At 59.6% G+C, this 12602-nt stretch carries 16 protein-coding genes; 14 read left to right on the top strand and 2 right to left on the bottom strand.

What is annotated here, in order from left to right; all coding sequences use genetic code 11:
• Positions 1–127 precede the first annotated feature (127 nt).
• Both O5O48_RS00255 and O5O48_RS00250 read left to right on the top strand, forming a co-directional pair.
• Positions 128–559 carry an HIT domain-containing protein gene (locus O5O48_RS00255; protein ID WP_233049248.1) on the top strand — a complete coding sequence of 144 codons (432 nt, stop codon included), beginning with the start codon at positions 128–130 and terminating at the stop codon, positions 557–559.
• Positions 556–774 carry a SlyX family protein gene (locus tag O5O48_RS00250; RefSeq protein ID WP_088275553.1) on the top strand — a complete coding sequence of 73 codons (219 nt, stop codon included), beginning with the start codon at positions 556–558 and terminating at the stop codon, positions 772–774. The genes O5O48_RS00255 and O5O48_RS00250 overlap by 4 nt, the downstream gene beginning before the upstream one ends.
• Positions 775–784: 10 nt before the next feature.
• On the opposite strand, the gene O5O48_RS00245 is transcribed toward O5O48_RS00250, so the two are convergent.
• Together O5O48_RS00245 and O5O48_RS00240 are read right to left on the bottom strand one after the other, a co-directional pair.
• Positions 785–1426, bottom strand: coding sequence for a cold-shock protein (locus O5O48_RS00245; RefSeq protein ID WP_269687797.1), 642 nt, complete (start codon positions 1424–1426; stop codon positions 785–787).
• Positions 1427–1572: 146 nt separating this feature from the next.
• Positions 1573–2043 carry a Dps family protein gene (locus tag O5O48_RS00240; protein WP_088275548.1) on the bottom strand — a complete coding sequence of 157 codons (471 nt, stop codon included), beginning with the start codon at positions 2041–2043 and terminating at the stop codon, positions 1573–1575.
• Between the two features lie 250 nt (positions 2044–2293).
• Here O5O48_RS00240 and aspS point away from each other — a divergent pair, with 250 nt between their 5' ends.
• From aspS to ybgF, 12 genes are all read left to right on the top strand, one after another.
• Positions 2294–4069, top strand: coding sequence for an aspartate--tRNA ligase (gene aspS / locus O5O48_RS00235; RefSeq protein ID WP_228246393.1), 1776 nt, complete (start codon positions 2294–2296; stop codon positions 4067–4069).
• A 60-nt stretch (positions 4070–4129) separates the two neighbouring features.
• Positions 4130–4876, top strand: coding sequence for a YebC/PmpR family DNA-binding transcriptional regulator (locus tag O5O48_RS00230; RefSeq protein WP_269687796.1), 747 nt, complete (start codon positions 4130–4132; stop codon positions 4874–4876).
• A 76-nt stretch (positions 4877–4952) separates the two neighbouring features.
• On the top strand, positions 4953–5480 hold the full coding sequence (gene ruvC / locus O5O48_RS00225) for a crossover junction endodeoxyribonuclease RuvC (RefSeq protein WP_269687795.1): 528 nt from the start codon (positions 4953–4955) through the stop codon (positions 5478–5480).
• 24 nt (positions 5481–5504) lie between these two features.
• Positions 5505–6110, top strand: coding sequence for a Holliday junction branch migration protein RuvA (gene ruvA, locus O5O48_RS00220; RefSeq protein ID WP_088275542.1), 606 nt, complete (start codon positions 5505–5507; stop codon positions 6108–6110).
• Positions 6111–6158: 48 nt separating this feature from the next.
• Positions 6159–7220: a Holliday junction branch migration DNA helicase RuvB gene (ruvB, locus tag O5O48_RS00215; protein WP_269687794.1), complete on the top strand. Its 1062-nt coding sequence runs from the start codon at positions 6159–6161 to the stop codon at positions 7218–7220.
• Between the two features lie 61 nt (positions 7221–7281).
• Positions 7282–7719 carry a tol-pal system-associated acyl-CoA thioesterase gene (ybgC, locus tag O5O48_RS00210; protein WP_269687793.1) on the top strand — a complete coding sequence of 146 codons (438 nt, stop codon included), beginning with the start codon at positions 7282–7284 and terminating at the stop codon, positions 7717–7719.
• Positions 7720–7773: 54 nt separating this feature from the next.
• Entirely contained in the window at positions 7774–8445 is a 672-nt protein-coding gene (gene tolQ, locus O5O48_RS00205) for a protein TolQ (RefSeq protein WP_269688736.1), read from the top strand.
• Positions 8446–8469: 24 nt separating this feature from the next.
• Entirely contained in the window at positions 8470–8910 is a 441-nt protein-coding gene (tolR, locus tag O5O48_RS00200; protein WP_269688735.1) for a protein TolR, read from the top strand.
• Positions 8907–9932 (top strand): cell envelope integrity protein TolA, encoded by a 1026-nt coding sequence (gene tolA / locus O5O48_RS00195; RefSeq protein WP_269687792.1) that lies wholly within the window; start codon positions 8907–8909, stop codon positions 9930–9932. Before tolR ends, tolA begins: the two co-directional genes overlap by 4 nt.
• A complete protein-coding gene (gene tolB, locus O5O48_RS00190) occupies positions 9932–11233 on the top strand; it encodes a Tol-Pal system beta propeller repeat protein TolB (protein WP_269687791.1) in 1302 nt (433 codons plus the stop codon). The genes tolA and tolB overlap by 1 nt, the downstream gene beginning before the upstream one ends.
• Before the next feature lie 43 nt (positions 11234–11276).
• Positions 11277–11777, top strand: a complete 501-nt coding sequence (pal, locus tag O5O48_RS00185; RefSeq protein ID WP_228246385.1) for a peptidoglycan-associated lipoprotein Pal — start codon at positions 11277–11279, stop codon at positions 11775–11777.
• 13 nt (positions 11778–11790) lie between these two features.
• Positions 11791–12576, top strand: a complete 786-nt coding sequence (gene ybgF / locus O5O48_RS00180; RefSeq protein WP_269687790.1) for a tol-pal system protein YbgF — start codon at positions 11791–11793, stop codon at positions 12574–12576.
• Positions 12577–12602 lie beyond the last annotated feature (26 nt).

The following is a 12602-nucleotide window of genomic DNA, read 5'->3' as shown; positions in this document are numbered from 1 at the left end:
TTGCGCCACAAATGGCGATACCTTGTGTGCATTTTTTTATACGCAGTGTGCGTAAATACCGGAAAAGCGTTTGATTTATCCCTGTTTGAGACGTTTTTAAAGTTTATTGATTCTGAGGCGGATTCGGATGTTTGAATTGCATGCACAGCTGCAGAAGGACTGTGTGGTTGTCGGAGACTTTACGCTCTGTCGTGTTTTGCTGTTGAACGACAGTCAATATCCCTGGTTCATTCTGGTGCCGCGGCGGGCGCAAATGCGTGAGGTATTTGAACTTGCCGACGACGACCGGGCTCAGTTTCATCGGGAATCCGATCGGCTTGCCGCATTGCTGGCGGATAACTTTGCAGCAGACAAACTGAATATTGCTGCCTTGGGTAATATGGTGCCCCAGCTGCATGTTCATCACATTGTGCGATATCAAACGGATCCGGCATGGCCGGCCCCGGTGTGGGGCAAGTTGCCTGTCAAGCCTTATGAAGCCGCGGCGCTGCAAGCAGTTCTGGATAAGGTGAGGATTGCTCTGCGCGGCGAATGCGGGTTCGTTGAGGAGGAAAAATGACGCAGGATCAATTGGTGGCAAGGGTGGATGAGCTGGAAACGCGACTGGCGTTTCAGGATGACACCATTCAGGCGTTGAACGATGCGCTGGCGGCGCAGCAGTTTGAGCTGGATCGCCTGCGCCGCTCGCTGGAGCTGGTGGCCAAGCGGCAGGCTGATCTGGCGGCGCAGATCCCCGGCGACGCCGGGGAGGAAGCACCGCCGCCCCATTACTGAGGCGAAGTGTTCAGCGCTTGCGCTCGTTGAGGATGGTGACATCCTCGGCCTGCAGGCCCTTGTCGCGATTGGCAACCACGTAGGACACGCGCTGGCCTTCCTGCAGGGCTCGATGACCTTCGCCCTGAATAGACCGGAAGTGGACAAAGACATCGCCGCCGTCATCGCGGGTAATAAAGCCGAAACCCTTGCTGGTGTTGAACCATTTGACAGTGCCGTTTTCTCGTCCGCTGCCACCGTTGCTGGATGCTTTGGGCTTGGCTGCCTTTTTGGCCGGTCGCGGGGCGCGTTGAATGGCAGCCAGTTCCTGCACCAGTACGATCAGGGTATGCAGGCAGACGCCGGTAATGGCGGCGCTGAGTGCCCAGATGCTCCAGTCGGCAAACAGCGGGTGGATCAGCAACGCGCCGAACGGGATGCACGCGGAGACGATCAGCAGGGCCGAGCCGACAAGGGCAACGCCGCCGGCCATGCCGCGGTCTGCTGTTCGCTGCTGGGCGAATTGCTGCAGGTTGATCAGGCCGGTCAGAATGGCCAGCAGGCCAGGGTAGCTGATCGGTGCTGACGGGGTCAGGAACGGGACGCTGGCGAACAGGCCGGCCAGCAGGGCGGCAGCACCGATGAAAAGGTGCAAATAACGAAGGGTCTTCAAGAGGCTCACCGTAAATAGAGTGCTGTTGGTATTGTGATCATGCTGCTTGGTGCGGCTCATAGCTTGAGCCGCCGGGGCACTCTAACCTGAAAACGCCCGGCCTCCAAACGGAGTCGGGCGTCCGGTTGCCGGGGCTGTCGACCTGATCAGCTTTCCAGCAGGCTGCGCAGCATCCAGGCAGTTTTTTCGTGGGTTTGCATGCGCTGGGTCAGCAGATCGGCCGTGGGTTCGTCATGGGCCTCGTCACATTGCGGAAAAATACTGCGCGCGGTGCGTACGCAGGCTTCGTGACCTTCGACCAGCAGGCGAATCATTTCCTTCGCTTCCGGTACTCCTTCTTCTTCCTTGATGCTGCTCAATTCGACGAACTGGCGATAGGTACCCGGCGCCGGGAAGCCCAGTGTGCGAATGCGCTCGGCAATTTCGTCGACTGCCAGTGCCAGTTCGGTGTAGTGGGTTTCGAACATCAGGTGCAGGGTCTGGAACATCGGGCCTTTGACGTTCCAGTGAAAATTGTGGGTTTTCAGGTACAGGGTGTAGGTGTCTGCCAGCAGGCGTGACAGGCCTTCAGCGATTTGCGCGCGATCAGTTTCGGTAATGCCGATATCGATTTTCATTTTGGCTCCTTGCTTGTATTGCTGTTTGTACCGCTGCGGCGCTGCTGGATGTGTCGTCGCTGCGGTATATCTCTTTACTCCGATGTCCACCATCGCCAGAGGTTCCCGGGTGCTGTGAGCATGCCGGGGCGGACTCCCTAGCGGGGCAAGTTTCCGGTATAGTATGGCGTTTTGTTTGGGTGCCTTGCGCGTGTACCGTCGCAACGCATCCTATCGCAACGAATTTGCCGACCACAGGAAGCACCATACCATGATGCGTAGCCACTATTGCGGCCAGCTGAACGAATCGCTGGCGGATCAGGAAGTAACTCTTTGCGGCTGGGTTCACCGTCGCCGTGACCATGGTGGGGTCATCTTCCTTGATATCCGTGATCGCGAAGGCCTGGCCCAGGTGGTGTTTGATCCGGACCGCGCTGAAACCTTTGCCAAGGCTGACCGTGTGCGCAGCGAATATGTGGTCAAGGTAACCGGCAAGGTGCGCCTGCGTCCGGAAGGTGCACGCAACGCCAACATGGCGTCGGGCGCCATCGAGGTACTGGGCTACGAGCTTGAGGTGCTGAACGAGGCCGAGACGCCGCCGTTCCCGCTCAACGAATATACCGACGTGGGCGAGGAAACCCGCCTGCGCTACCGCTTTATCGACCTGCGTCGCCCTGAAATGGCCGAGAAGTTGAAGCTGCGTTCGCGCATCACCTCCAGCATTCGCCGTTACCTGGATGACAATGGTTTCCTCGATGTGGAAACCCCGATTCTGACTCGTGCCACCCCGGAAGGTGCGCGTGACTACCTGGTGCCGAGCCGCACCCATGCGGGCAGCTTCTTCGCCCTGCCGCAGTCGCCGCAGCTGTTCAAGCAGTTGCTGATGGTTGCCGGGTTCGACCGTTACTACCAGATCGCCAAGTGCTTCCGCGACGAAGATCTGCGCGCAGACCGTCAGCCGGAATTCACCCAGATCGACATCGAGACCAGCTTCCTCGATGAAAAAGACATCATGGATATCACCGAGACCATGGTGCGCAACCTGTTCAAGGAAGTGCTGGATGTCGAGTTTGGCGAGCTGCCGCACATGTCACTGGCCGAAGCCATGCGCCGTTTCGGCTCCGACAAGCCCGACCTGCGTATCCCGCTGGAGCTGGTGGATGTTGAAGATCAGCTCAAGGACGTCGAGTTCAAGGTGTTTGCAGGCCCGGCCAATGATCCCAAGTGCCGCGTGACCGCGCTGCGCGTTCCGGGCGGTGCGAGCATGCCGCGCAAGCAGATCGACGACTACACCAAGTTCGTCGGCATCTATGGTGCCAAGGGCCTGGCGTACATCAAGGTCAACGAGCGCGCAGCAGGTGTAGAAGGCTTGCAGTCGCCGATCGTCAAGAACATCCCGCTGGACAACATCAATGTGATTCTGGATCGCGTTGGCGCGGTTGATGGCGACATCGTGTTCTTTGGCGCAGACAAGGCGCGTATCGTATCCGAGGCACTGGGCGCGCTGCGTATCAAGCTCGGTCACGATCTGAATCTGTTCACCTGCGAATGGGCGCCGCTGTGGGTGGTCGACTTCCCGATGTTCGAAGAGAACGACGACGGCAGCCTGACCGCGATGCACCACCCGTTCACCGCGCCCAAGTGCACACCTGCCGAGCTGGAAGCCAATCCGGCTGCTGCGCTGTCGCGTGCCTACGACATGGTGCTGAACGGTACCGAGCTGGGCGGTGGTTCCATTCGTATCCACGACAAGACCATGCAGCAGACCGTATTCCGTGTGCTGGGCATCAGCGAAGACGAGCAGCAGGAGAAGTTCGGCTTCCTGCTGGATGCGCTGAAGTACGGCGCGCCGCCGCACGGTGGTCTGGCCTTTGGTCTGGATCGTCTGGTCATGCTGATGACCGGCGCGCAGTCGATTCGTGAAGTGATTGCCTTCCCGAAAACCCAGAGCGCTGCCTGTGTCATGACCCAGGCGCCGGGTGAGGTGGATAACAAGTCGCTGCGTGAGCTGCACATTCGTCTGCGTGAACAGCCCAAGGCTGAGTAAGTTCCTTGTCCCCGCAGTGCCGTTGGCTCGGCGGGGATTCTGTTATCTGGAGTTGGTTTTATGGCCGGTCATTCAAAATGGGCCAATATCAAGCACCGCAAGGCGGCTCAGGATGCCAAGCGGGGCAAGATCTTTACCAAGCTGATTCGTGAGCTGACCGTTTCCGCCAAGGTCGGCGGCGGTAACCCGGCTGACAACCCGCGTTTGCGCGCGGCGGTCGACAAGGCGCTGGGCGCCAACATGACCCGTGACACCATCGATCGCGCCATTGCTCGTGGTGCCGGCAGCAACGATGCCGACAACATGGAAGAGCTGACTTACGAGGGTTACGGTGCCGGTGGCGTGGCAGTGCTGGTCGAGGCGATGACGGACAATCGCAACCGCACGGTCAGCGAAGTGCGTCATGCGTTCAGCAAGTGCGGCGGCAATCTGGGTACCGATGGCTCTGTTGCGTATCTGTTTGCCCGGCGCGGTCAGTTGACGTTTTCTGCCGATGCGGATGAAGAGTCGCTGATGGAAGTGGCGCTGGAGTCGGGCGCGGAAGATTTCGTCACCAACGATGACGGCTCCTTTGACGTGTTCACCAGCTTCGAGGAGTTCGGTGCGGTGCGCGATGCCCTTGAGGCGGCGGGCTTTGCCCCGGAGTCGGCAGAGGTCACCATGGTGCCGTCGACCCAGGCCGAGCTGGATCTGGATACGGCGCAGAAGGTGGTCAGGCTGATCGATATGCTGGAAGATCTGGACGATGTGCAGAATGTCTATTCCAATGCATCGATCTCCGATGACATCATGGAACAGCTGGGTTGAGCCGGCGCATACTGATGCAGGTAAGGGAGGCGCGGGCCTCCCTTTTTTCTATGGCCCGCATGCTGACGGATAACACATGGCGCTGATACTGGGGATTGACCCCGGCTCCCGGATAACCGGTTTCGGTATTGTCCGCCACGCGGCTGGCCGTCAGGAGTATGTGACGTCCGGTTGTATCCGGGTGGGCGATGGTGCCTTCCCGGAGCGCCTGCAGAAAATTTTTCACTATCTGTCGGAGCTGATTGGTCAATACCAGCCTGATGTGGTCAGCATCGAGCAGGTGTTCATGGCGCGTAATCCGGATTCTGCCCTCAAGCTGGGTCAGGCGCGGGGGGCGGCTATCGTTGCTGCGGTCAATGCCGGGTTGGCGGTGCACGAGTACAGTGCGCGCCAGGTCAAGCAGGCGGTAGTCGGCACCGGGGCGGCTGACAAGAAGCAGGTGCAGCACATGGTTACCCAATTGCTGGGTCTGGGCGGTACACCGCAGGCCGATGCTGCCGATGCGCTTGCGATTGCCCTCTGTCATGCCCACATGAGCGGTGTGCAGCAGCAGCTGGGCAATGCCGCGCTGGCGATGCGCGCCGGCCGTGTGCGCCGTCGTTGATCTGACTTTCAGGGAGTAGCACTGGTGATAGGGCGTTTGAGCGGGATTTTGCTGGAAAAACAGCCGCCACATATTTTGCTGGATGTGCAAGGGGTTGGTTACGAGCTGGATGCGCCGATGAGCACGTTTTATCAATTGCCGGCGCTTGGCGAGAAGGTAACCCTGCATACCCATATGGTTGTGCGTGAGGATGCGCAGTTGCTCTATGCCTTCGCTGACAAGCGCGGGCGAGAGCTGTTTCGCGAACTGATCAGGCTCAATGGCGTGGGTCCGAAGCTGGCGCTGGCGCTGATGTCGGGCATGGAAGTTGATGAGTTGGTGATGGCCGTGCAGCATCAGGATGTCAGTGCCCTGGTGAGGGTGCCGGGGGTTGGCAAGAAGACTGCCGAGCGACTGTTGATCGAGTTGCGTGATCGCTTCAAGGCCTGGGACGCGCTGCCGGGTGCAGTGTCTCTGGCGGCCCCGTCGGGTATCGCCAATGCGCCGGTCAAGCCAAGTGCCGACGCGGTCAGTGCGCTGATTGCCCTGGGCTACAAGCCGCAGGAGGCCAGCAAGGCGGTTGCGGCGGTCGAGGAAGACGGGCTGAGCAGTGAAGAGTTGATTCGCCGTGCGCTCAGGGGCATGGTGTAGCGCAGATCCGGTGCAGAACTGGTTGCGTTCCCTTTGAATGGATAAGACATGCTGGAAGAAGATCGCCTGATCGCGGCAACGCCCAGGCAGCAGGAAGAAGTCATTGACCGCGCGATTCGGCCGCTCAAGCTGGCAGAATATATCGGCCAGCCGACCGTGCGTGAGCAGATGGAATTGTTCATCAAGGCGGCCAAGGGGCGTGGCGAGGCGCTGGATCATGTGCTGATCTTCGGGCCGCCCGGTCTCGGCAAGACCACGCTGGCCAATATCATCGCCCAGGAGATGGGTGCCAAGATCAAGAGCACCTCCGGACCGGTGCTGGAGCGCGCCGGTGACCTGGCTGCACTGCTGACCAATCTGGAAGCGGGCGATGTGCTCTTTGTTGACGAGATTCATCGCCTGTCTCCGGTCGTCGAAGAGATTCTGTATCCGGCGATGGAAGATTATCAGCTCGACATCATGATCGGCGAAGGCCCGGCTGCCCGTTCGATCAAGCTGGATCTGCCGCCCTTTACCCTGGTCGGGGCCACCACCCGAGCCGGAATGCTGACCAACCCGCTGCGCGACCGCTTCGGCATTGTGCAGCGGCTGGAATTCTATTCGGTTGCCGACCTGGCAACCATCGTGGCGCGTTCTGCCGCCATTCTTGGTTTGCAGATGGATGACGGCGGCGCGCGCGAGATCGCCCGCCGCTCCCGCGGTACCCCCCGAATCGCCAACCGTCTGCTGCGCCGGGTGCGGGACTTTGCCGAAGTGCGCGGTGCCGGTGTCATCAGCCAGGACGTGGCGGATCAGGCTCTGAACCTGCTCGATGTGGACGAGCAGGGTTTTGATCACATGGACCGCCGTCTGCTGCTCACCATGATCGAAAAGTTCGATGGCGGGCCGGTCGGGCTGGACAATCTGTCGGCGTCTATCGGCGAGGAACGACACACCATTGAGGATGTGTTGGAGCCCTACCTGATCCAGCAGGGGTTCATCATGCGCACGCCCCGTGGTCGAGTCGTCACGCGGCACGCCTATCAGCACTTTGGTCTGAGACTGCCGCCCCGGATGGCCGGGGCGGCAGCCGATCTGTTTGACGATCCGGCGGCGCCGGACGCGTCCTGAAAAAATATTTTGCATTTTGCCAGGAGACCCACTATGCAAAACCCTTGCTTGGCTCTACATTATGCGCGTTGAACGTTCTGGGCCGCCGTTCGAGCTGAAAGCCCGCGTCTACTTTGAAGATACCGATGCCGGTGGCATCGTCTACTACGTCAATTACCTGAAGTTTATGGAGCGTGCGCGGACGGAGCTGGTCCGTACTCTGGGCTTTGATCAAAGCGCTCTGCAGAGAGAAAACGTCATTTTTGTTGTGCACTCTGTCACGGCACGTTACCACGCGCCCGCACGATTGGATGATGAACTTGTCGTAACTGCGACTGTCTTGGAAACCAAGCGAGCAAGTATTCGCTTCCGCCAGAGCGTGACTCGGGCGGGAGAGTTGTTGTGTGAAGGTGAGGTGCTGGTCGCCTGCGTCAGCGCCGACCGCTATCGCCCGAGAGCGATTCCCGAAGTCATGCGTACGGCATTCGAGAACACCGCCCGGGCCGAGATCAACGGGTAATGAGTCAAGATTCGATGGACAAGCGAGGAGTAGCTGAGCGTGCAGGCTGACCAAATGTCGATATGGCACCTGGTGTCCGGCGCCAGTGTGCTGGTGCAACTGGTAATGTTGTCGCTGCTGGCGGCATCGGTGATGTCGTGGGTGCTTATTTTTCAGCGCGGCAGTGTCATGCGCGGGGCCAAGAACGCACTGGATGATTTCGAAGACCGTTTCTGGTCCGGTGTCGATTTGTCCCAGCTGTATCGTCAGGTCACCGGCTCCCCGGATGAGAACTCGGGTCTGGAGCAGATCTTTCGTGCCGGCTTCAAGGAATTTTCGCGCATGCGTCAGCAGTCGGGTGTGGATCCCGATGCGGTGATGGACGCCGTGCAGCGCGCCATGCGTGTTGCGATTTCGCGCGAGGAAGAAAAGCTGGAGCAGCATCTGCCGTTCCTGGCGACCGTCGGTTCAACCAGCCCTTATGTAGGTCTGTTCGGTACCGTCTGGGGGATCATGAACTCGTTCCGCGGGCTGGCGACCGTGCAGCAGGCGACGCTGGCGACCGTTGCGCCGGGTATTGCCGAAGCGCTGGTGGCGACGGCAATCGGTCTGTTTGCGGCAATTCCTGCGGTGGTTGCGTACAACCGCTTCTCCGCCCGTTCGGAAATGCTGATTGGCCGGTACTACACCTTTGCAGAAGAGTTTTCCAGCATTCTGCACCGCCGCGTACACGCACGCGAGGAGTAAGCGAGAGTCGTTATGGGCATGCACATGCAGGGTCGGCGACAAAAGCGCAAACCGGTCGCGGAAATGAACGTGGTGCCGTACATCGACGTGATGTTGGTACTGCTGGTCATTTTTATGGTCACCGCGCCTATGCTCAATCAGGGCGTGAAGGTGGATTTGCCGCAGGTTTCCAGCGAAGTATTGCCGTCGGATAGCACCCAGCAGGTATTGACCCTGTCGGTGCTGGCTGATGGTACCTACTACTGGAACCTGGGCGAGAGCGTGGATACCGAGAATCATTCCGACAGCGTCGTATCGCTGGCCGAAATGACCGAAGGTGTCACCAAGATCATGACCGCCAAACCGGACACGCTGGTCTACATTCGGGGTGACAAGAACGCCAACTATGGCGTGGTTGTGACCGCCATGGGGGCCTTGCAGCAGGCAGGCGTCCCCAACGTGGGTCTGATTACCGAGGCGCCGTGAGCACGCGATATCAACATCGGCCTACGGCGTCCGAGCGCTACTCGACGCCGTTTTTGAAGGCCGCAGGGCTGCATTTGGCGGTGGCGATTCTGCTGTTCGCTTCATTCAGCAGTGCGCCTGAGTTCGAGCCGGCCAAGCCGATTGTGCAAGCCACGCTGGTGCAGCTGGATTCAATGAGTCCGGCTGTGACGCAGACTGAGCAGAAGATTGCCGGCGAGGCGCAGAAGACAGCTGCGCCGCGTCATGAAGAAGAGGCTATGGAAGCCCAGCGTCAGCAGCAGCAAGCGGCCGAAGCTGCCCGCGCTGCCGCGGCCGAAAAGGCCAGGGAGCAAGCCCAGGCAGCCGCTGCAGCGGCGGAACGTCAGGCGCAGGCAGAGGCCGATCGCAAGGCGGCCGAGGCGGCTGCTGCCGCCGAGCGACGCAAGGTTGAAGAGGCGAAAAAGGCCGCAGAAGCTGAAGCAGCCCGGCGTGCCGAGGCGGAGCGCAAGCGCGCCGAAGAAGAGGCAAGGCGCAAGGCGCAGGAAGAGGCTCGTCGCAAGGCTGAAGCCGAAGCCGAGCGCAAGGCAGCGGAGGCAGCGGAGCAGCGTCGTCGCGAGCAGGAGCGTCAGGCCAATGAGCGCCGTGCCCAGGAAGAGGCCAAGGCCCGCGCCCTGAGCGAGTTGCTGGCAGAAGATACGCAGTACCAGATGGCCCAGGCTGATCGCAGTGGTGATCAGGTTGCGGCCAGCTACGACGATGTTATTCGTCGCTATGTCAGCCAGCAGTGGCGCCGCCCGCCGACCGCGCGTAATGGCATGGTTGTTGAGGTGCAGCTGAGTATGCTGCCGACAGGGCAGATCACCGATGTGGTGGTCACGCGTTCCAGTGGGGACGCCGGTTTTGATCAGTCCGCCGTACAGGCGGTCAGAAATGTGGGACGCATCCCGGAAATGCAGACACTGTCACGTGAAAATCCCGCAGCGTTCGATCGCATGTATCGACAGCGTACGCTGCGCTTCAAACCAGAGGATCTGGCATTCTGATGAAGAGACTGACGCACGTACTGGTAGGCCTGGTCGCCCTGTGTTTTACCCAGCTTCTGCTGGCCCAGGGCGCCATCGAGATTACCCGTGGTACCGACAAGGCCACGCCGATTGCCGTGGTGCCGTTTGGCTGGCAGGGCAGCGCGCCGCTGCCGGAAGATATGGCGGACATTACCGCCAACGATTTGCGCAACTCGGGTATGTTTGCGCCGATTCCGCGCGGCAACATGCTCAGCTATCCAACCCGCGACAGCGAAATCAATGCCCGCGACTGGCGCATGATCGGGGCTGACTACGTGGTGGTGGGGCAGGTGTCTGCCACAGGGGCAGATGCGTTTTCGCTGACCTACAGTTTGTACAATGTGGTGCGTGAGCAGGTCGTGCTGACGCGTTCGATCAGTGGTACTCGCACGCAGCTGCGGGATATCGCTCACCATCTCAGTGATGAGGTGTTCAAGGAGCTGACCGGTATTCAGGGCGCCTTCAATACCAAGTTGCTGTACGTGGCGGCCGAGCGATTCTCGGTCGACAACACCCGTTACACCCTGCAGCGCAGCGATTACGATGGCGCGCGTGCGGTGACCCTGTTGCAATCGCGCGAACCGATTCTGAGCCCGAGCTATTCGCCCGACGGTGAACGGATTGCCTATGTATCGTTCGAGTCGCGTCGCCCGGAGATTTATATCCACTATATTCGTACCGGTCGTCGTGAACGGATCAGCAGCTTTGAAGGCTTGAACGGGGCGCCGTCCTGGTCGCCGGATGGCTCGCGTCTGGCTTTCGTGCTGTCGCGTGACGGCAATCCGGAAATCTATGTGATGGATCTGGCGAGCAAGCAGCTGCGTCGGGTGACCAACCACTTCGCGATCGATACCGAGCCGACCTGGATGGGTAACGATACGCTGGTGTTTACCTCCGATCGCGGCGGGCGCCCGCAGATTTACAAGCAGAATTTGAGTTCGGGTAATACCGAGCGTTTGACCTTCGTTGGCAACTACAACGCCAACGCCAAGCTGTCCGTGGATGGCCGCACCATGGTGATGGTGCACCGTCAGGAGGGCTACCGTAATTTTCAGATTGCCACGCAGGATCTTGAGCGCGGCAACCTGAGAGTTTTAACAGAAACGTCACTGGATGAGTCCCCGACGGTCTCACCCAACGGCGTTATGTTAATTTATGCTACCCGTCAACAGGGGCGGGGTGTACTCATGCTGGTATCAACAAACGGGCGTGCACGGTCGGTGATACCGACTCAGTTCAACGACCTGCGCGTACCATCATGGTCCCCATACCTGCCATAGGGCGCACCAACACTAAACCATATGGGGTTAATAGGAGTTCATGATGCAAGTTATCAAGTTTGGCAAAGCTGCTGCTCTGGTTGTTGCTTTCGGCGTTGTTGTTGGCTGTTCCTCCAAGGGTGGTGACACCTCTGGCGCAGTTGATCCGAACGCTGGCTACGGTGCAGGCAGCAACGGCGCTGGTATGGACAACGGCATGAACAGCGAAGAAGCTGCTCTGCGCGCCATCACCACTTTCTACTTCGAGTACGACAGCTCCGAGCTGAAGCCGGAAGCCATGCGCGCTCTGGATGTTCACGCCAAGGACCTGAAAGCTGCTGGCAACCGCGTTGTTCTGGAAGGCCACACTGACGAGCGTGGTACTCGCGAGTACAACATGGCTCTGGGCGAGCGTCGTGCGGCCTCCGTACAGCGTTACCTGGTTCTGCAGGGCGTGTCTCCGGCTCAGCTGGAACTGGTATCCTACGGCGAAGAAAAGCCTGCAGCGATGGGTTCTACTGAAGAAGCCATGGCTCAGAACCGTCGTGTAGAGCTGCGCAAGTAATAAAAGAGGTCTTATGAAGGGTTACAGAGGCATCGTAATGGCCTTGGCACTGTCGCCGCTGGCGGCAGTTGCCCAGGTCCCGGTAATGGAAGGTAGTTCGAGCAATGCGTCGTCTGCCAGTTACGGGGGTTCCTCTGTGGCCCAACAGGCCCCGGCTGGCCTTTCAAGTGAAGGCCAGCTGTTTCAACAGCTGTATCAGCTCCAGCAGGAAGTCACTCTGCTGCGGGGCATGCTCGAAGAGCAGAATTACAAGATCAAGCAGATGGAGCAGGACCAGCTTGATCGTTACCAGGATCTTGATCGCCGTCTGTCCGGCATGACCTCCGCTCCGGCTCCCGCCGCTGCTGGTGGCGCCTCGACTGACCGTGATAGCGCAGCAGCGCCTGCCGATGCGCCAGCGGCGAGCGCCGCTCCGGCTGATCCCGAGCAGGAAAAACTGCTGTATGACGCGTCCTTTGACCTGGTCAAGGCGCGGGATTTTGACAAGGCTGCACAGGCCTTCAATGCTTTCCTCAGGCGTTATCCGAACAGTCAGTATGCAGGCAATGCACAGTACTGGTTGGGTGAGGTCTATCTGGTTCAGTCTGACCTGGAGTCCGCCGGCAAGGCGTTTGCCCAGGTAATCAGCCGCTATCCGAATCACCGCAAGGAGTCGGATGCGATGTACAAGCTGGGCGACGTCGAGCGTCGGCTTGGCAATAACGACAAGGCGCGTGATCTGTTTCAGCAGGTCATCAGCAAGCACCCCGATTCGTCGGCGGCCCAGTTGGCCGGTCGTGAGCTGAATACGCTCAACTGATGATGCGGTCGCTGGCCCGTCGATAT

Origin of the sequence: Halopseudomonas sp. MFKK-1, assembly GCF_027474385.1 — a bacterium.
Lineage (GTDB): Bacteria > Pseudomonadota > Gammaproteobacteria > Pseudomonadales > Pseudomonadaceae > Halopseudomonas > Halopseudomonas aestusnigri.
The sequence above is the reverse complement of the archived record's forward strand: the minus strand, read 5'-3'. Positions and strand labels throughout refer to the sequence as shown.